General features: G+C 66.4%; 19 protein-coding genes. 10 read left to right on the plus strand and 9 right to left on the minus strand.

The window, feature by feature from the left end:
• Positions 1 to 22: 22 nt before the first annotated feature.
• Complete coding sequence (locus tag DIE16_RS01955; RefSeq protein ID WP_124521451.1) at positions 23 to 793, minus strand: alpha/beta hydrolase; 771 nt, start codon at positions 791 to 793, stop codon at positions 23 to 25.
• 168 nt (positions 794 to 961) lie between these two features.
• Between DIE16_RS01955 and DIE16_RS01960 the strand changes: the two genes are divergently transcribed.
• Positions 962 to 1,570 carry a TetR/AcrR family transcriptional regulator gene (locus DIE16_RS01960; protein WP_260434317.1) on the plus strand — a complete coding sequence of 203 codons (609 nt, stop codon included), beginning with the start codon at positions 962 to 964 and terminating at the stop codon, positions 1,568 to 1,570.
• Between the two features lie 68 nt (positions 1,571 to 1,638).
• On the opposite strand, the gene DIE16_RS01965 is transcribed toward DIE16_RS01960, so the two are convergent.
• Positions 1,639 to 2,070: a YciI family protein gene (locus tag DIE16_RS01965; protein WP_124891665.1), complete on the minus strand. Its 432-nt coding sequence runs from the start codon at positions 2,068 to 2,070 to the stop codon at positions 1,639 to 1,641.
• 240 nt (positions 2,071 to 2,310) lie between these two features.
• Positions 2,311 to 2,757 (minus strand): YciI family protein, encoded by a 447-nt coding sequence (locus tag DIE16_RS01970; protein WP_124485127.1) that lies wholly within the window; start codon positions 2,755 to 2,757, stop codon positions 2,311 to 2,313.
• Positions 2,758 to 3,012: 255 nt separating this feature from the next.
• Here DIE16_RS01970 and DIE16_RS01975 point away from each other — a divergent pair, with 255 nt between their 5' ends.
• On the plus strand, positions 3,013 to 3,243 hold the full coding sequence (locus DIE16_RS01975) for a hypothetical protein (RefSeq protein WP_044844388.1): 231 nt from the start codon (positions 3,013 to 3,015) through the stop codon (positions 3,241 to 3,243).
• Between the two features lie 49 nt (positions 3,244 to 3,292).
• Here DIE16_RS01975 and DIE16_RS01980 read toward each other — a convergent pair whose 3' ends face one another.
• The 3 genes from DIE16_RS01980 to DIE16_RS01990 form a co-directional block, all read right to left on the minus strand.
• On the minus strand, positions 3,293 to 3,994 hold the full coding sequence (locus DIE16_RS01980) for an MBL fold metallo-hydrolase (protein ID WP_124891666.1): 702 nt from the start codon (positions 3,992 to 3,994) through the stop codon (positions 3,293 to 3,295).
• A 145-nt stretch (positions 3,995 to 4,139) separates the two neighbouring features.
• Entirely contained in the window at positions 4,140 to 4,910 is a 771-nt protein-coding gene (locus DIE16_RS01985; protein WP_124485129.1) for an ABC transporter permease, read from the minus strand.
• A 5-nt stretch (positions 4,911 to 4,915) separates the two neighbouring features.
• Positions 4,916 to 5,860: an ABC transporter ATP-binding protein gene (locus tag DIE16_RS01990; RefSeq protein WP_124485130.1), complete on the minus strand. Its 945-nt coding sequence runs from the start codon at positions 5,858 to 5,860 to the stop codon at positions 4,916 to 4,918.
• A 417-nt stretch (positions 5,861 to 6,277) separates the two neighbouring features.
• On the opposite strand from DIE16_RS01990, the gene DIE16_RS02000 reads away from it, so the two are divergent.
• The 6 genes from DIE16_RS02000 (at position 6,278) to DIE16_RS02025 (ending at position 12,999) form a co-directional block, all read left to right on the plus strand.
• Positions 6,278 to 6,574, plus strand: a complete 297-nt coding sequence (locus tag DIE16_RS02000; protein WP_044844384.1) for a cupin domain-containing protein — start codon at positions 6,278 to 6,280, stop codon at positions 6,572 to 6,574.
• Positions 6,575 to 7,196: 622 nt separating this feature from the next.
• On the plus strand, positions 7,197 to 8,810 hold the full coding sequence (locus tag DIE16_RS02005; protein WP_124891667.1) for a DUF2957 domain-containing protein: 1,614 nt from the start codon (positions 7,197 to 7,199) through the stop codon (positions 8,808 to 8,810).
• Positions 8,811 to 8,882: 72 nt separating this feature from the next.
• Positions 8,883 to 10,136 (plus strand): DUF2957 domain-containing protein, encoded by a 1,254-nt coding sequence (locus tag DIE16_RS02010; protein ID WP_124891668.1) that lies wholly within the window; start codon positions 8,883 to 8,885, stop codon positions 10,134 to 10,136.
• Positions 10,137 to 10,208: 72 nt separating this feature from the next.
• On the plus strand, positions 10,209 to 11,033 hold the full coding sequence (locus DIE16_RS02015) for an OmpW family protein (protein WP_124485133.1): 825 nt from the start codon (positions 10,209 to 10,211) through the stop codon (positions 11,031 to 11,033).
• A gap of 123 nt (positions 11,034 to 11,156) precedes the next feature.
• A complete protein-coding gene (locus DIE16_RS02020) occupies positions 11,157 to 11,660 on the plus strand; it encodes a hypothetical protein (RefSeq protein ID WP_044844380.1) in 504 nt (167 codons plus the stop codon).
• Positions 11,661 to 11,883: 223 nt separating this feature from the next.
• Positions 11,884 to 12,999, plus strand: a complete 1,116-nt coding sequence (locus DIE16_RS02025; protein ID WP_124891669.1) for a hypothetical protein — start codon at positions 11,884 to 11,886, stop codon at positions 12,997 to 12,999.
• A gap of 79 nt (positions 13,000 to 13,078) precedes the next feature.
• Here the strand turns inward: DIE16_RS02025 and betA are convergent, their stop codons facing one another.
• Genes betA through betI form a run of 3 tightly spaced genes read right to left on the minus strand, consistent with a single transcriptional unit; the run spans position 13,079 to position 16,888 of the window.
• Entirely contained in the window at positions 13,079 to 14,779 is a 1,701-nt protein-coding gene (gene betA / locus DIE16_RS02030; protein ID WP_044844378.1) for a choline dehydrogenase, read from the minus strand.
• Between the two features lie 22 nt (positions 14,780 to 14,801).
• Complete coding sequence (gene betB, locus DIE16_RS02035) at positions 14,802 to 16,271, minus strand: betaine-aldehyde dehydrogenase (protein ID WP_044844377.1); 1,470 nt, start codon at positions 16,269 to 16,271, stop codon at positions 14,802 to 14,804.
• Between the two features lie 32 nt (positions 16,272 to 16,303).
• Entirely contained in the window at positions 16,304 to 16,888 is a 585-nt protein-coding gene (gene betI, locus DIE16_RS02040; RefSeq protein ID WP_044844376.1) for a transcriptional regulator BetI, read from the minus strand.
• A gap of 719 nt (positions 16,889 to 17,607) precedes the next feature.
• Here betI and DIE16_RS02045 point away from each other — a divergent pair.
• Positions 17,608 to 18,510 (plus strand): alpha/beta fold hydrolase, encoded by a 903-nt coding sequence (locus DIE16_RS02045; RefSeq protein WP_124485137.1) that lies wholly within the window; start codon positions 17,608 to 17,610, stop codon positions 18,508 to 18,510.
• Positions 18,511 to 18,577: 67 nt separating this feature from the next.
• Positions 18,578 to 19,147, plus strand: a complete 570-nt coding sequence (locus DIE16_RS02050) for an isoprenylcysteine carboxylmethyltransferase family protein (protein ID WP_124485138.1) — start codon at positions 18,578 to 18,580, stop codon at positions 19,145 to 19,147.
• Positions 19,148 to 19,154: the final 7 nt, after the last annotated feature.

The following is a 19,154-nucleotide window of genomic DNA, read 5'->3' on the forward strand; positions in this document are numbered from 1 at the left end:
GCGCTTCGGGCAACGCGCTGCATTACTCCTTGCCGGTGCCCCGGGCTGCCTGTTCGATCAGCTTCGCGACTTCAGCGGGATGCGAGATGTAGGCGACGTGGCTCGACTTGAGTTCGATCGTCTTGCTGCCGGCGCGTTGCGTCATGAAGCGTTCGAGCTCGGGGTTGATCGCGCGGTCAGCGGTGGCGACGACCGCCCAGCTCGGTTTCGTCCGCCATGCGGCGTGCGTGATCGGCACGCCGAACGACTGCGCGGCCGGCGTGACTTGCGAGATCGCCATGAATTTCGCTTGGGCGGCCGGCACGTCGGCCGCGAAGTCGGCATGGAACGACGCTTCGTCGAAATACAGATGGCCGTCTTCGGTGGCCTTGATCGCCTTTGTCGCGGGCGGCGTCTTCCTGGTCAGTTCGAGCGGGCTTTCGCCGGTGTCGGGCTGGAATGCTGCGACGTAGACGAGGCCCGCGACCTTGTCGTCGTTGCCGGCTTCGGTGATCACCGCGCCGCCGTAGCTATGGCCGACGAGGATGCTCGGGCCGTCCTGCGCGTCGACGACGCGCCGGGTTGCCTTCACGTCGTCGTCGAACGACGTTTCCGGCTGCTGCACGACGGAAACCTTGTAGCCGTCACGTGTCAGGATGTTCGAGACGGCTTGCCAGCCAGAGCCGTCGGCGAAGTAGCCATGAACCAGCACGACGTTCTTGACGGGGGCGGCGACGGCCGCATGCGAGCCGAGTGCGGCGGCGGTCAGGGCGAGTGCCGCGGCGATTTGGCGGACTTGGGAAAAGCGCTTCATTTTCATTCTCCAGAAGGAAGACAGGGTAGGAACCGTCGGATATCGACAGGCGTCTTGTTCCGTCGATGAAGTCATCCTACTAGTAGGTAGTATGATGTGCAAGAAGAAATCACGGCTGGAAAAGAGTATCTCAGGGAGGTAAAGTATCCGTGTTTTTCATCCGACTAGATGGTAGGCAAGATGACGATATCAGGGGACAGTACGGCGGGGCGCATACTCGAAGCCGGGCGGCAACTGATCATGCGGCGCGGCTACAGCGGGTTCAGTTATGCCGACATCGCCGACGCGATCGACATCAGGAAGGCGAGCATTCACCACCACTTTCCGACGAAGGCGGATCTGGCGGTCGCCGTGCTGCAGCAGTCGCAGGCGAAATTCGATGCCGACATGGCGTTGCTCGACGCGAGCGGTGCCGACGCGCTGGTGCAGATGCGCGCATACATCGGCTACTGGGAACGCTGCATCGCGGACGACAGCGCGCCGTTCTGCGTCGCCGGCATGCTCGGCGCGGAGTTGCCGGCGCTGCCCGACGAAGTCGCGCGGGCGGTGAAGGCGCATTTCGACGACCTTGCGGCGTGGCTGGTGCGCGTGCTCGACACCGGGGTGAAAGACGGCGTCGTGCAGCCGGGCGTGTCGGCGCAGACCGAGGCTGCGACGTTCGTGTCGCTGGTCTATGGCGCGATGCTTGCCGCGCGGGCGTACGGCAATGCCGGGATGTTCAGGGACGTGACCGCTGGGGCGGTCGAGCGGCTCGCGGTGCCGCGCAATCGCGCGTGATCCATGCACGCGTCGGCGGGTAGCGAAGGCGCCCGGCGGTCATGTGGAGTCGCCAGACGCCACACGGCTTACATGCGCTTCCCGGCCTCGGCTTGCGCGCTCAGTGTCGCTTTCAGCGCCTGCAGTTCGGCCGTGAATGCCGGGCTGAAGTCCTCGGCTTCGAACAGCGGGCGGATTTCGATGTCGGAGTCGCCGCGCATCGGATTCGGGCAGCGCTTCACCCATTCGACCGCTTCTTCCATCGATTTCACCTGCCACAGCCAGAAGCCGGCGACGAGCTCCTTCGTTTCGGCGAACGGGCCATCGATGACGGTGCGGTTCTTGCCGGCAAAGTGGACGCGCTTGCCGCGCATGCTCGGCTGCAAGCCGTCGGCGATCAGCAGGATGCCGGCCTTCGCCAGCTCCTCGTTGAAGCGGCCCATCGCAGCGAACATTTCAGGGTCGGGCATCCGGCCGGATTCGGAATCGGCGGTGGCCTTGACGATTACCAGGACGCGCATGGTCGTATCTCCTTGGGGTGGGTGGTCGAATGATCGTCCGCCGCAAGGCGAACGGGCTTACGACATCAGGACGGCCGGCAAGCAGGGAAATCGACAACGGAGGTGAAAAAAAAGCGCCGAAGGGCAGGCTGGAACGGCGGGTGGCGCGGTGCCGGGGCGCGATCGACCCGAGACTTTCCGGGCGGGCCGCCGCGCACGGCTGCGAGGCGGCCCGCCCGGCGGGCAGGTCAGTGCGCTCCGTCAGTTCCCGGCCGGCGGCGCCTTCGGGCCGTCGCCGAGTTGCGCGCGCAGCCGCGCTTCCTGCTCCTGCAGCTCGGGCGTGAATTCCGCGCCGAAATCCTCGGGCGAGAACACCTGGCGGATCTCGATGTCCGATTCGATCGGCATCGGGTTCGGACAGCGCTTGACCCATTCGACGGCTTCTTCCATCGAGTCGACCTGCCACAGCCAGTAGCCGGCGATCAGTTCCTTGGTTTCGGCGAACGGGCCGTCGATGACGGTCCGGTCCTTGCCGGAGAAGTGCACGCGCTTGCCGCGCGAACTCGGGTGCAGCCCTTCGCCGGCCAGCATCACGCCGGCCTTTACGAGTTCCTCGTTGTACTGGCCCATCGCGGCCAGCAGTTCGGTATCGGGCATCGCGCCCGATTCGGAAATGGCCGTTGCCTTGACGATTACCATGACGCGCATCGTTGTGACTCCTTGAACGGGAAAGGGAAGATCCGCGACCGGCCGGCCATGCGGACGGCAAATCGATCGGTTACGACACTACGACGCGCGACGATCGCGCGAATCGACATCGCGCGAAAAAAATCTCGATGCCCGATGACGCGGCGAGTCGCGCAAGCCGGTTGATTCCGGTACGGGGCGATCGTGCCGCGGCGCGCTGGAGCCGCCGGTCAAAACTGGTATGCTGGTCTGCATTACGTTCATGCGGAGGGCGCCATGGCAACGAAGGAAGTCTCGAAGAAAAAGTACCTGAAGATTCTGAACAAACGCCTGCGGGCAGAGCCGGATGCGCCGGCCGGCGCGTCGTTCGTGTTCTTTCCGCTCGGCGCGAAGGCCAAGCATGCGACGGGCGTCGTGGCCGGCGAGCCGCGCAGCAAGCGCGAACTCGCGGTGATGGCCGCGGTCCAGAGCAAGGCGTCCGCCGAATTCGTCGTGACCGGCGCCTGACCGGCGACGGGCGACGGGCTGCCGGCTGCCGCACGCGACAGCGCGTGCGCTATGCCGCGGCCGCGTCGCAATGCGCGATCACACCGGCGATCACGCGCGCAATGTCGTGCGTGATCGCCGGGCCGTGCATCGGCAGGATGATGTCGAGATCGAGCGCCTGGATGCGGCGCAGCGCGCTCGCCAGGTGCGCGAGCGACGGCAGGTAGTCCGAGCGCGTGATCGCGTCGAGGATCGCGGGCAGCGGATCGTCGGCATCCTCCCTGCCGAAGCGCATCAGGATGTCCGACGACAGCAGCGCCTTGTACGCCGGCAGGTACACGACGAGCGAATCCCACTGATGCACGTGTTTCGTGAAGACCGGCACGACGTCGATGCCCGACAGCGTCCTCGGTTCACCGTCCGTCAGCGGAACCGCATGCACGCCGAATACGTCGGCAAGCCCCCAGGTACACATCGGATGCCCGTACGCGACGAGCGCCGGGTTGGCCGCGAGGAAGTCGGGCAGCGCGCCCATTTCGTCGGCCTCGAAGTGCGGGACGATCACGCTGCTGACCATCGACGGCGCGATGCCGATGGTATTGAGTGCCGCGCTCAGTTGCGTGAAATTGGAACGGGTGCCTGTTTCGACGCACAGCACGTCGCCGTGCGGCGATCGTACGAAGAACTGGCTGAAGCTCAGGTTCAGCGTTTCGACGTAGGACGTGGCGCGAAACAGGCCGTCGCGGACGACGTCGATTCGGGAGGCGCTCATCGGGGATCCTCGCGCAGGGAAGGGAGCCGGGCCGTCCGCGCGTCGCGGGTTGCGGCGCGGCAGACGGCAGCAGTCGATCTTCCGATCCAGTCTAGCAGCGCGGCCCCGAATCCGCGAACCGCGGCGCCCCCTTGGCCGAGCCGCGTCAGTTCTTCAGCTTGTAGCCGGTGCGGAACATCCACGCGACGACTGCAAGCAGGATCGCGAGGAACAGCGAGGTCGCCGCGAGGCTGATCCCCACGTGCACGTCGGCCAGCCCGTAGAACGACCAGCGGAAGCCGCTGATCAGATAGACGATCGGGTTGAACAGCGTGACGATGCGCCACGCGGGCGGCAGCATGTCGACCGAATAGAAGCTGCCGCCGAGGAACGTGAGCGGCGTGATGATCAGGAGCGGCACGAGCTGCAGCTTCTCGAAGCTGTCGGCCCAGATGCCGATCACGAAGCCGAACAGGCTGAAGGTGATCGACGTCAGCACGAGGAACAGCACCATCCAGAACGGATGCAGGATGTGCAGCGGCACGAACAGGCCGGCCGTCGCGAGGATGATCAGCCCGAGCAGCAGCGACTTCGATGCGGCCGCACCCACATAGGCGATCACGATCTCCCAGTACGACACGGGCGCGGACAGGATCTCGTAGATCGTGCCCGTGAAGCGCGGGAAGTAGATGCCGAACGACGCGTTCGAGATGCTCTGCGACAGCAGCGACAGCATCACGAGGCCCGGCACGATGAACGACCCGTAGCCGATGCCGTTCACGTCGCTGATGCGCGAGCCGATCGCCGAGCCGAACACGACGAAGTACAGCGACGTCGAGATCACCGGCGCGATGATGCTCTGCATCAGCGTGCGGCGCGTGCGGGCCATTTCGGCGCGGTAGATCGCGCGGATGCCGTGGAAATTCCAGTTCGCCATGTGCGTTAGGCCCCTTGTGCGCCGTTGCGGCGGTTGTCGATCAGGCTGACGAAAATGTCCTCGAGCGAGCTCTGCGTCGTATGCAGGTCGCGAAAGCCGATGCCGGCCGAGCCGAGCGCGTTGATCAGCGTCGCGATGCTCGCGTCGTCGCGCTGCGAGTCGTAGGTGTAGACGAGCGCGTTGCCGTCGTCCGCGCGTTCGAGCCCGAACGCGGCGAGATCGGCCGGCACGGTCGCGAGCGGATGCTCGAGCTGCACGGTCAGCTGCTTCTTGCCGAGCTTGCGCATCAGCTCGCGCTTCTCTTCGACGAGCACGAGCTCGCCGCCGAGGATGATGCCGATCCGGTCGGCCATTTCCTCGGCCTCCTCGATGTAGTGCGTGGTCAGCAGGATCGTCACGCCGCTTTCGCGCAGCGAGTCGACCAGCTTCCACATGTCGCGGCGCAGCTCGACGTCGACGCCGGCCGTCGGCTCGTCGAGGAACAGGATGCGCGGCTCGTGCGACAGCGCCTTCGCGATCATCACGCGGCGCTTCATGCCGCCCGACAGCGTCATCAGCTTGTTGTCGCGCTTGTCCCACAGCGACAGCGCCTTCAGCGTCTTCTCGATGTACGCGGGATCGGGCGCCTTGCCGAACAGGCCGCGGCTGAACGATACCGTCGCCCAGACGGTTTCGAACGCGTCGGTGGTCAGCTCCTGCGGCACGAGGCCGATCATTTCGCGGGCGGCGCGGTACTGATCGCGGATGTCGTGACCGCCGACCGTCACGCGGCCTTCGGTCGGCGTGACGATGCCGCAGATCGAGCCGATCAGCGTGGTCTTGCCCGCGCCGTTCGGGCCCAGCAGCGCGAAGATCTCGCCGGGGCGGATGTCGAGGGTCACGTGCTTCAGCGCCTGGAAGCCGGACGCGTATGTCTTGGAGAGATCGGAGACGGAAAGGATCGGTTGCATGCTCACGGATGGCACGGCCGGTCGGTCCGACGCTGCGCGCCGCGCGTGCCCGGAGCCGCCGCGGCGAAGCGGCGGGGCGGGGGCGGCATGGCGAACGGGCGTCATGTCGAACGGCGTTGTGGTGCGGGATCGCAGGACCGCCATATTAGCAATCGGAAGATGGAAATGCATTTCAACGGCAAGGACATGCGATGCCGGTGCGGGATTTGCGTGAAATGCGCGCGTTTGATTCAATAAAGCGACGCTTTATTGGAATCGAGTGAACAATGCGCGCGGTTTTCGGGCAATTGGATGACGCTCGCGCGAGCGCGTGGCGGCCGGCACCACTGTGCTGCCCGGTCGACGCCGCGCCGTACCGGGACGGCGTGCGCCGCGCTCGCGATAATGCGTTCCTCTCACGTTCCAGGAGCGGTGCGCATGTCTTTGATCGATTTCAAGTCCGTCGCGGCGGCCCAGGCCGTCGCATGGCAATCCACGATCGTCGGCGAAGTCGGCCCGGCCCGGATCAAGGTGCTGCGCATGGACGCGCAGCCGTACGAAGCGGAAGTGCACGATTACAACGAGGGGCTGCTGGTGCTCGACGGCAGGCTGATGCTCGAGGTCGACGCGCAGACGGTCGTGGTCGAGGCCGGACAGATGTATCTCGCGGTCGCCGGCACGCGTCACGCGGTGCTGCCGGGCAGCCACGGCACGCTTGCGATCATCGACGTGTAAGCGTGCGCCGTCGTGCGTGCGGCCCGCCTGAGGTCCGCACGCCGGACTTCGCGTGGGTCGGGCGCCCTCGTTCGAACGCGCGTTGTACAGCCCCGGTATTTGTCTGAGCAAATAAAATGAAGGCCGTTTGAAAAATTGTCAAATGCCCTGCTCGCACTAGGCGCGCGCGGTTCGGCGCGTTTGGAACTCTGCATCCATTTACTTGTGCGTATCGTCCGATCATAGTCTCGACCAACGACGCATCACGATAACGAATCAAGCGTACGTATGGAGACCACACCATGAGACGCCTTTCCGAGGGGCCGGCCGGACGGCCGTTTTGCTGCATTTCGCCGGATGCGGGCGCGACGCGAGTCGCGTGCCTGCGTCATCACATCGCGTTGCCGCTGTAGCGACGCTCCACTTCCCGTTTCGATTGCTCCGACGGTGCCGTGCCGCATGACGGCGCCGCCGGAGAGCGCTTGCCTGCCGCGGCGGTCCTGATCACGTTTGCCCGACCGGCAACGCGGCGCGCATTGCGCGCATCGTCATGCGCCGCGCGCCGTCGCGGCGGCGCGATACCAACCGGCGGGCCACGCAGCCCGTCCGGACGAGACTTGTCGTACCTCAAAAGGAGGGGTTGATGCTTTGCATTCCTGAATGGCGGAAGGCGATCCTGTCGTGCGCCGTGCTGGCGCTGCCGTTCGTCGCCGGTTGCGGCGGCGGCGACGATCCGGGCCCGATCAACGTGCCGCAGTGCTCGGGCAGCGCATGCGGGCCGAGCGGCGCCGAGACGACGCCGCCCGTCGTGAAGAAGCTGTGTCCGGATTCGCTCGACTACACGACGACCTACACGGGCGGCGCCGGCAGCGGCGAATACGTGAAGGTGAAGTTCGACACGACGAAGCTGACCTACCAGATGCAGTTCATCGAGTCGTCGGTGCCGACGTCGGCGGGGCAGGTCAACGACACGCGTGCGGGCCTGACGATCAGCGGCGCGTTTCACCATCCGGCCAATCTGCCGACCGCCGAGCAGAACCGCTGCGCGTTCGTGCTCGACAGCGGCGCGACGAGCGACGGCGCGTATGCGGTGACGATCAATCGCGCGGACCCGCCGATGCTGTTCGTCGGCAACGGGGTGGTCGGCGGCGGGATTCCGGGCGCGACGATCGCGTTCGCCGGTCTCGAGCCGTTCCCGGGCGTCGTGCTCGGCACCGTGCCGTCGCGCACCTTCGATTTCTATCCGTTCATCGGCTTCACCGACACCGAAACTGACTTCTCGAGGGTCGCCGGCAACTACAACGAACTCGGCATCCACCTGTCGCCGGTCGGCGGCAGCGCGCAGAGCAGCACGGGCGCCGTCGGCTGGCAACCCGATGTCGTCAACTGGAACCAGACGTTCAATGCCGACGGCTCGTGCACCATCACGGCGGGCAGCGACTACTCCTGCCAGACCACCGGGACGCCGTGGGCGTTGCGCAAGAATACGGACGGTTCGTCCGACAACGTGTTCGTGAGCCACCCGGTGGCGAAGGCGGGCGGAAACCTCATCTATCCGTTCGCGGGGCAGGGCTCGGCAATCGTCATCGTCGCGCCGAGTCAGGCGAAGGGCATCATGATCGTCGGCAAGCTGAACGGCGTGCTGGTGCCGATCGTGATTCGCGTGGGCTACACGCATATCGACGCGAGCAACCTGCTGGCATCGGTGGCCGATGCCGAGGTGGGGATCTCGATGCTGTCGCGGACCACGGCCGTCGGCGCGAATTCGCTGAAAGGCGGGTTCATCGGCGCAACGAGCGCGTCCGCATGCGGCGTCGTGGCACCCAGCACCGCGACGTTCGCGATCGCGACGTCGGGGCCGAGCTTCAACAACAACGTCCCCCATCCGGATCTGCCCGGCACCTTCGACGGCACTTTCTTCCTGGCGCAGGCCGGCAACTGCAACGACGGCACCGCCGTGTCGACGATGGCCGCGAACTATACGTCGACGCTGTTCCAGGGCGCCACCGCGGCGTTCATCGATCCGCAGACGTCGTCGGTCACGTCGCAGTTCGCGCTCGACTACACGCAGGCGACGCCCGGCAAGATCAAGGTCGCGGCCTCGCAGGACTTCAACGCGAAGGGGGCGAACGGCAACGTGGCGATCTTCGGCAAGGGCGACACGGGCTGGCTCGTGACGGCCGGCAACGTGTACGCGATGGTCGTCAACAACAGCAAGGTCAATCCGTTCTTCACGGTCGGCGCGTTCGTCCAGTAACCGCGGACTGAACCCGGAACACCGGCGGCGCATTGCGTTGCCGCCGGCGAATCTAAATTCAAGAGGATTCCTATGAATGTGAAGCATTGGATGGCCGCGGCGTCGCTCGCGCCCGCGCTGGCCGCCTGCGGCGGTGATGGCGACCCGCCGCCCGCACCGGTGGTCCGGCTGTGCCCGCAGGCCATCGACTACGGCACGGTGTTCGTCGGCGGCTCCGGCTCGGGCGAACTCGTGAAGGTGCAGCTCGACACGACGAAGATGACGTACCGGATGACCTACCTCGCATCGCCGGTGCCGACCACCACCGGCACCGTGCAACCGACGCGCGACACCGCGCCGGCCAACGTCGTCGACGGCACGCTGGCCGACGAAACGGGCCTGCCGACCGTGAAGCTGAACCAGTGCACGTTCCGGATGCAGAACGCGAGCCTCGACCCGAGCCGTCCGGCGCGCCTGTTCCTCGGCGAAGGTGTGCTCGGCGGCGCGATTCCCGGCGCGACGATCCAGTTCGACGGCGTGATCGGTGTCGGCAGGATTCCGAAGACGACGTTCCCGTACTACCCGTTCATCAGCTTCTCGTCGCTCGAAACCGATCTGTCGAAGATCGCCGGCACGTACAACCAGCTCGGCTACCACCAGGTGCCGTCGCAGAACTTCCAGCCGGTGGCGCTCGACCAACAGGTGACGATCCACGCGGACGGCAGCTATGTCGAGACCGACAACTTCGGCAAGAAGAACGGCGGTCAGCCGCTCGCGTCGAGCGCGACCGTGAACCAGCCATTCACGCTGCGCGCGGACGCCCCGGCGTTCCAGTCGCTGAACTACCAGCCGCAGATTGCGCCGACGCTCGCCGCGCTCGATCCGGCGAAGGCCGGCAAGGGGATCCTGATCGTCGGCAAGCTGCGCAACCAGCTCGTGCCGGTTTTCATCCGCACGGGCGCCGCGAACGCGGACCTGACGCAGGGCCCGCCGAGCGCCGACGACGAGTCGGGCATCTCGTTCCTGAGCCCGCAGGCGGCGATCGCGCAGGGCTCGCAGAACGGCGAGTACACGGGCGTCGACAGCGCGTTCAACTATCGCGCGACCGCGCTCGTCGGTGCGCAGGCGACGCTGCTCGATCCGTTCAACGCATCGCAGGCCGCGCTCACGCGCGCGCTGAACCTCGATTACACGCAGAAGGTGCCGGGCGTCGTGACGACCGTGCACGCGGACGCGGCGTCGGGGCCGGCGACCGGCAAGTTCGTGTTCACCGGCGGCGTGTTCGGGTTCCTCGACATGGCCGATACGCGCAATCCGTACTTCACGGTCGGTGCGTTCGTGCAGTAACCGCGCATGGATGGAGACACGGCGGTGCCGCGCGCAACGGCGCGGTGCCCGGACGAAACGAGAGGAGACTTGATGAAGAAGCTGATTGTCGCGGGTGTCGTCGCAGGCGTGTCGACGCTCGCATCGGCCCAGCAGGCGGGCGACAACGTCGCGACGCTGGGCTGGTTGCACATCATGCCGCAGGATTCGACCAACGGGCTGACGACGAATCTCGCGAGCATGCCGATCAACGGGCCGCTGCGGCTGCCCGGTTCGTTCACGTCGCCGGGCACGAGCCTGACGGTCAACAACGCCGATACGGTCGGCCTCACGCTCACGCACTTCTTCACCGACCACATCGCGGTGACGTCGGTGCTCGGCGTGCCGCCCGAGTTCACGCTGACCGGGCACGGCGTGATCAGGCCGCCCGGTCCGGCCGGTTCGCTCGGCAACGTCGACATGGACAAGCCGGCGAACCAGCCGGCCGTGAAGAACGCGCGGCAATGGAGCCCGACGATCATTCTGCAGTACTACTTCAATGCACCGACCGCGAAGTTCCGCCCGTTCGTCGGGATCGGCGTGGCCTACAGCTGGTTCAGCAACATCGAACTGAACGGCAACTTCGCGAAGGACATCAACGAGAACCTCGGCAGCGTGCTCGCGGCCGGCGCCGGCAAGCCGGGGCCGACGTCGGTGGAGGGCAAGGCGTCGTCGTCGTTCACGCCGGTCTACAACGTCGGCGCGAGCTATGCGATCGACAAGCACTGGGGGCTCACGGCGACGTTGACCTACATGCCGCTGAAGACCTACTCGTCGCTCGTGATCAAGGCCGCCGACGGTTCGACGCTCGCGACCACGCGCACGCGGCTGAAGGCGGACCCGCTGATCACGTTCGTCGGTGTTTCCTACAGGTTCTGAGCCGTCCGGCGTGCATCGCGCACGCCGGCGGCTTCCTGCGACCGCGCGGCCGGGCGAATCCGGTCGGCGTGTCGCGTTCCTGGCGGCGTGCCGCCAATTGTGAAGAGAGAGGGGGCAGTTCAAATGAGCATTCGCAAACTCGTATCGCTTGTTGCTGCAGTGGCATTCACCGTGGTTTCGGCCGCGCCTGCTTTCGCCGTGACCGTTTCGCGCGTCGACGGGCACGCGATGAACCCGAACGGGGAACCGTTCTCCGCGACGGGCCTCACGGTCCTGGCCAAGGGGGCGATCAACGCGAGCTGCAACGCGACGTTCAACGGCACGATCAGCTCGACGGGCATCGTCAACATCACGTCGACGACGTTCGCGGGCGGCGCGACGTGCGGCCTGATCAGCGGCAGCGCGACCAGCGCGGCACCGTGGACGGGGCAGGCCGACAGCACGACGCAACTGACGATCAACAACGCGAAGGTGACCGTGACGCTGCTCGGTACTTGCGGGCCGAGCAAGATCGTGACGACGTGGAGCGATCCGAACTCGTCGCTGACATTCAACAACGCGGTGCTGACGCCGGACTGCACGGTCAGCGGCACGGTTGCCACGTCGCCGAAGTTCCACGTGCAGTAAGCGGCACCTGATCGAGGCCGGACGCCCGCCATGAATGAGGGCCGTGCAGGGATGTGCGGCGGGCGTTCCGGTTTCGCGATGCATCCGCGTCGTCGCGCGTAGCGGCGCGACGGCCGGCGGGCCGCCTGCCTCGCGATCCGAGGCGGGCGGCCGTGCAGGGGGCCGGTGCGGCGCATCGTGCCGCCTGCTTCGGCCGATACAAGACAACCATTCCGGACCCCCCATGCTTACTGACCCAGCGAAGTATGGCGATGCCCGCGGTGCGACGCTCGACCGGCTGCGCACGGCCGCGTGGCTGCAGTATCTGATCGAACACCTGGACGAAGCGGTTTGCGTGGCGACGGCCGACGCCGACGCACCGGATGTCCTGCCGGCGCGCGCGGCCCGCGGGCGAGCCGGCGTGAACCTGTCGCGCGAAGCGATCGCCGTCCTGCACGAACTCGCGCCGTGGATTGCAACGGACGGCGGCGGTTGCGCGTGCGACGCGAGCGATCCGCTCGGTGCCTGCCTGCACATTCCCGACACGGCACAGCTCGCGCATGCCGAGCGACGCTGCCGCGGATCGCGCGCGGTATTCGAGTCGGCGCACGGCTTCGTCGATGCATGGGCTTTCGACGATCCCGACGACGGCTGGGCCGCGCTCGAGCGGATTGCCGGCGGTGTCGAACCCGGCGGTGACGATGGCGGCGAGCACGAAGTACGGGAACCATCCGCGAACGGCGAAGCACCGCCCGCGAAGAACCTGAGAGAACGACGCGCGGCCGTCGCGGCAGCTTGCGTGGCGCCGTCGGCGCAGCCCGGGGCGATCATCGACGCGATCGTGCTGCGCGTCTGCGGGCCGCGCGACGATGCCGCGCGCGTCGACGAGATGGCCGCGCTCGCGATGTTCTGCGCGGAGCTTGCCGCCGGCAACGGGGTGTCCTTCGCTGCGTACGGCGGTCGGCACAACCTCGTTGCGCGCGCGATTCGCGAACGGCGCACCGATCTCGCGTCGATGGACGGTCTGCTCGCGGCGGTGTCCGTATGCCGGCTCGACCGGCTCGTCGGTGCGGGCAGCTTCTGGGCGTATTACCTGCTGGCGGGCATCGTGATCGCGGCGCCGGGCATCGTGCGCGAATTCGCGTGCCGCTTTCACGGCGACGCGTGGCAGACGTGGCTCGATGAAGCGCTCGCGTGGCCGGCGGTCGGCCGCTTCGGACCGACGGAGAATGTCGCGTTCGATCGCTTGCGCGGCGCGATGAGCCTGATGTCGCGAACGAATCCGATCGTGCGCGCGAAACGCGTGCGGCCGAGGGCGGCTGCGACCACGCGGTTCAATACGGGCGGCGAGCGCGCCTGATGAAATGAAAAACGGCTCGCGGCGAGAACGCCGCGAGCCGTGCAGGTTGCTGCTGCGCCCGGGGAGGGCGCTTGCGTGGTTACGCCGTTTCCGGCTGCCGCACCGCCTTCGCGACATTGCGCGCCATCGCGCCGTTCGCGACGAAGTAAGGCACGTCGACACGCGCGAGCGGCTTGCGTCCGCGGATCTTGTCGGCGATCTTCTCCGCGATCATGATCGTCGGCGCGTTCAGGTTGCCGGTCGTGATGATCGGCATGATCGACGCGTCGACCACGCGCAGCCCGTCGAGCCCGTGCACGCGGCCTTCCTCGTCGACCACGGCCATGTCGTCGTAACCCATCTTGCACGAGCACGACGGATGGAACGCGGTTTCAGCGCGGGCCCGCACGAACGCGTCGAGTTCCTTGTCGGTCTTGCAATCGGCGCCCGGGTTCAGCTCGCGGCCGCGATAGCGGTCGAGCGCGGGCTGCCGCATGATCTCGCGCGTCGCGCGGATCGCATCGCGGAACTCGCGCCAGTCGAGCGCTTCGGCCATGTAGTTGAACAGGATGCTCGGATGATCGTTCGGGTCGCGCGAGCGCAGCTTCACGCGGCCGCGGCTCGGCGAACGCATCGAACCGACGTGCGCCTGGAAACCGTGCATCTCGATCGCGTTCGAGCCGTTGTAGTTGATCGCGACGGGCAGGAAGTGATACTGGATGTTCGGCCACAGGTCGTCGTCGCGCGTGCGGATGAAGCCGCCCGCCTCGAAGTGGTTGGTCGCGCCGAGGCCGGTGCCGTTCAGCATCCATTCGAGGCCGATCTTCGGCTGGTTCCACCACTTGAGCGCCGGATACAGCGACACCGGCTCCTTGCACTCGTACTGGATGTACATCTCCAGGTGATCCTGCAGGTTCTGGCCGACGCCGGGCAGGTCGAGCACGACGGGGATGTCGAGTTCCTTCAGCCACGCGCCGGGGCCGACGCCCGAGCGCTGCAGCAGTTGCGGCGATGCGATCGCGCCGCTGCACACGAGCACTTCGCGGCGCGCATGCGCGGTCGCGCGCTCGCTGCCGCGCAGGTACGTGACGCCCGATGCGCGCTTGCCGTCGAACAGGATGCGGTCGGCGAGCGCGTGCGTGACGATCTCGAGGTTCGGCCGCGCGCGCGCCTGGTCGAGGTAGCCGCGCGCGGTGCTCGCGCGACGGCCTTTCGGCGTGACGGTGCGGTCCATCGGGCCGAACCCTTCCTGCTGATAACCGTTCAGGTCGTCGGTGCGCGGATAACCGGCCTGCACGCCCGCATCGACCATCGCCTCGAACAGCGGATTCACGCCCGGCTTGCTGGTCGTGACCGACACGGGGCCGTCGCCGCCGTGGTAATCGTTCGGGCCGACGTCGCGCGTCTCGGCCTTCTTGAAGTACGGCAGGCAGTCGAGATACGTCCAGTTCTCGAGCCCCTTGTGCGTCGACCAGTTGTCGTAGTCGAGCGCGTTGCCGCGGATGTAGCACATCCCGTTGATCAGCGACGAGCCGCCGAGCCCCTTGCCGCGGCCGCATTCCATCCGGCGGTTGTCCATGTGCGGCTCGGGGTCGGTCTCGTAGGCCCAGTTGTAGCGACGGCCCTGCAGCGGATAGGCGAGCGCCGCCGGCATCTGCGTACGGAAGTCGAAGCGGTAGTCGGGGCCGCCCGCTTCGAGCAGCAGCACCGTGACATTCGGATCTTCCGTCAGGCGCGTCGCGAGCACGTTGCCCGCGGAACCGGCGCCGCAGATGATGTAGTCGTATTCGCGTGTCGTCATGACGGGGAATCTCCTCTCGTTCTCAAAACACCGGGTTGTAACGGCCGAGCTCGACCTGTACCGACTTGATTCGAGTGTAGTGTTCGAGCGTCGTGATGCCGTTCTCGCGTCCGACACCGGATTGCTTGTATCCGCCAACCGGCATCTCGGCCGGCGATTCGCCCCACGTGTTGATCCAGCAGATGCCGGCTTCGAGGCGGTGGATCGTGCGGTGCGCGCGCGACAGGTTCTCGGTCACGACGCCGGCCGCGAGGCCGTAGTGCGTGTCGTTCGCGCGGGCGATCACTTCGTCTTCCGATGCGAATTCGAGGATGCTCATCACCGGCCCGAAAATCTCCTCGCGCACGATCTTCATGTCGTCGCGGCAGTCGCCGAACACGGTCGGCGCGACGTACTGGCCGTTGCCGAAGTGGCCGTCGGTCAGGCGCGTGCCGCCCGCAAGCAGCTTCGCGCCTTCGGCCTTGCCGCTCTCGATGAAGCCGAGCACCTTGTCGAGCTGCGCGGCCGACACGAGCGGGCCGAAGTTGGTGTCGGCATCGGTCGGCTTGCCGACGCGGATGCGCTTCACGCGTTCGAGCACCTTCTGCGTGAACGCGTCCTTCACCGAGCCGTGCACGAACACGCGCGTGCCGTTGGTGCAGACCTGGCCCGAGCTGAAGAAGTTGGCGGTGACCGCGATGTCGGCCGCGCGGTCGAGGTCGGCATCCTCGAACACGATCAGCGGCGACTTGCCGCCGAGCTCCATCGTCACTTCCTTCAGCGACGATGCGCCGGCCAGCGACATCACCTTCTTGCCGGTCTCGACGCCGCCGGTAAACGACACCTTCGCGATGTCCGGATGGCCGGTCAGCAGCGCGCCGACCGAACCGTCGCCCTGCACGACGTTGAACACGCCGGCCGGCACGCCGGCTTCCGTATAGATTTCCGCGAGCTTCAGCGCGGTGAGCGGCGTGACTTCGCTCGGCTTGAACACCATCGCGTTGCCGGCCGCGAGCGCGGGTGCGGTCTTCCAGCAGGCGATCTGGATCGGGTAGTTCCATGCGCCGATGCCCGCGCACACGCCGAGCGGCTCGCGGCGCGTATAGACGAACGACTCGGCGCGCAGCGGCACCTGCAGCCCCTCGATCGCGGTCGCGAGGCCCGCGTAGTACTCGATCACGTCCGCGCCGGTGACGATGTCGACCGCGAGCGTCTCGCCGATCGGCTTGCCGGTGTCGCGCGTCTCGATCGCCGCGAGTTCGTCGTTGCGTTCGCGCAGCAGGTCGACCGCGCGCCGGAGGATGCGCGAGCGCTGCATCGCGGTCATCGCGGCCCATTCGCGCTGGCCTTCCTGCGCCGATGCGACCGCGCGGTCGACGTCGGCCGCGCTCGCCTGCTGCACCTGCGCGAGCAGTTCGCCGGTGGCGGGATCGAAGGTGTCGAAAGTCTTGCCGCTGGTGGCGTCGACGTAACCGCCGCCGATGTAGAGGCGCTGCAAACCGTATACGGACATGAGGATCTCCTTGAGGGCGAGTGCGCGACGCGTCAGTCGGACGCGAGCAGCAGGTCGATGTAATCGTGGGTGAGCTTCAGTGCAGCCCGGGTGTCGATCGGGCCGCCGGCGAGCGCGCCGCGCAGCCACAGGCCGTCGATCAGCGCGGCGAGGCCGCTGGCGGCTTCCCGTGCTTTCGCGCGCGGCAGCGCCTTGGCGAATTCCGCGCACAGGTTCGAATGGAGGCGCCGCGTGTTCACGTGCTGCAGGCGCTTGAGCATCGCGTCGTGCATGCTCTGCGACCAGAACGCGAGCCAGGTCTTCATCACGGGCGTGCTGACCTGCGTGACGTCGAAGTTCGCGGCGGCGATCGCGCGCAGCCGGGAGCGCGGGTCCTTGCGGGCGGCGACGCGGCGGCGCGTGGTGGCCGCCCACAGATCGCGCAGCACGTGCCGCATCGTGGCTTCGAGCAGGCCGTCCTTGTCGCCGAAGTAGTGGCTGACGATCCCCGTCGAGATGTTCGCGCGCTGCGCGACCGAGGCGAGCGTCGTGCCGGGCAGGCCGGCTTCGTCGATCGAGCGCAGCGTCGCGTCGATCAACTGCGCGCGACGAATCTCCCGCATTCCGACTTTCGGCATCGCGACTCCCTCGCCCGGACGGGCCGTTCCTGGAAGTCGAGAGCTTAGCGGTTTTTTATTGACCGTTCAATCAATAAAAAATCGGGGTCCGACGGTAGATGGAAGGGTGGAGGAACCAAGCCGATGATGCCGCCGCGATTGTGCAGGTGCGGAAAAACCGATTGAAAGGTGGTTAAATAATTTGAAGTTTGTTTAAAACGGTTTCGGTAAAGACGGTGCAATGGCCGCGAATGTTTCCGTATTCGATTTATTACTGATCGAAAGAATGTCGAGCTATGTGAAATTCTCGTAAATCCGGGAATTCGAATGCCAGGCGCCGCTAACGGAAATTTCTGAAAACTCGCTTCAATCGATCGATTAAAATATTTTATCTATTTGAATTTAAAGGAAATGATTTGGTGGTGCCATTGATTGAAGGCTCGCTCGCAAACGATTGCCGCCACCTTCTGGTCGATTCCGCATACCATAAAAAATGCCAAAAATATTCGAATCTGGCGTATTTCCAGGTGGAGTAGAGGGGATCGTTGGAATGACTTGAGTAAGTAATATTGCCCGTATTAGTATGGCGCCGCACCACAAGGAATGAATCGGCGCCGCGGGTTATTCCCGCGGTGCGTCGGCAATGGGCGCGGCCAACGACCGTGACAGGGCCGGCGCCCGCCATTGCGCACCTGCAGCATGCCGCGACGCCGAGACGCCGCATCCACCGGAGAACGACGATGCCGACCGAAAAATACGTGGTCCCGCTACCGAATGGTCTGAAGGTCTACGTCGAACGGAACGTGTTCGATCCGTCGTTCGACACGGCGATGCTCGTCAACGGCGCACTCGCGACGACCGCCTCGTTCGGGCAGACCGTCCAGTATCTCGGCGAGCGGATGAACACGATCTGCTTCGACCTGCCGTACGCGGGGCAGTCGCGCCAGCACAACCCCGGCTGCTTCATCCTGACCAAGGACGACGAGGCCGCGATCCTCCAGCATCTGGTCGAGCGTTTCGCGCCCGCGTTCCTCGTGTCGGTATCATGGGGCGGCGTCGCGTCGCTGTTCGCGCTCGCGCGCGGCTGCCCGAGCGTGCGGCGCGCGGCGATCTGCTCGTTCTCGCCGTTCCTGAACGACGCGATGGTCGACTACGTGACGCGCGCCCGCGATCACATCGCGGCCGGCGAGAACCTGAAGGCCGCGCAGCTGCTGAACGATACGGTCGGCCGCTACCTGCCGCGCATCATGAAGCTGTACAACTACCGGTATCTGACGCGGCTGCCGCGCGACGAGCAGGACCAGGTCGCGTTCCACGTCGACCAGATCCTGTCGCTGCAGCCGGAACGCTACCTGAGCGAGTTCTCGAACATCGGCTGCGAGCTGCTGTTCCTGAACGGCGAGCGCGACGAATACACGACGCCGGCGGACGTTCGCCAGCTGGCCGCGCACGTGCCGCGCGCACGCTTCGCGACGATTCCCGACGCCGGCCATTTCCTCGACATCGAAGGCCGCGCGCAGCGCGAAGCCACGCGGGCGGCGCTGCTCGACTACTTCTGCGACGCGCCGCCCGTTGCCGCGGGCATCGCGCTCGGCGCCGCGCATGCGTGCGTGCCAGCGCCGATGCCGGCGCTGTCGTCGTGACGCAGCACGTCGCGCACCGGGCACGCCGGGTGCATCCGAATTCTCATCCACACGAGGCAGGCCAGCCGTGAATATCGTTCAGACCATCGCCATCGTCGCTCCGTGGGCCATCTGGCTCGCCTACTGGATCGCGACGTCGCAGGCCGTGAAGACGACCGTGCGCAAGGAGGCGTCGCGCTCGCGCACGCTGCAGTCGATTCCGCTGATCGTCGGCGGCGCGCTGATCATCCTGCCCGATCCGTCGTGGCAGGCGCTCGTGCCCGACTGGCAGCGCTTCGGCCTGCAGGCGCAATGCGGGCTCGCGGTGCTCGTCGCGGGGCTGCTGTTCTCCGTGTGGGCGCGGCTGCATCTCGGCACGAACTGGAGCGTGTCCGTCACGCTGAAGGAAAACCACGAACTCGTTCGCACCGGCCCGTACGGCCTCGTGCGTCATCCGATCTACACCGGCTGCCTGATCGCGCTGGCCGGCGCCGCGCTGATCGGCGGCGAGTGGCGCGGCGCGCTCGGCGTCGCGCTCGTGTTCGCGTCGCTCGCGTACAAGGTGCGTGTCGAGGAGAGCTGGCTGACCGGCCATTTCGGGCCGGCGTACACGCAGTATCGCCGCGAGGTCGCGGCGCTGATCCCCGGCTTCTACTGACTCCCGC

This window comes from Burkholderia sp. Bp9090 (genome assembly GCF_003857985.1).
Taxonomy (GTDB): Bacteria; Pseudomonadota; Gammaproteobacteria; order Burkholderiales; family Burkholderiaceae; genus Burkholderia.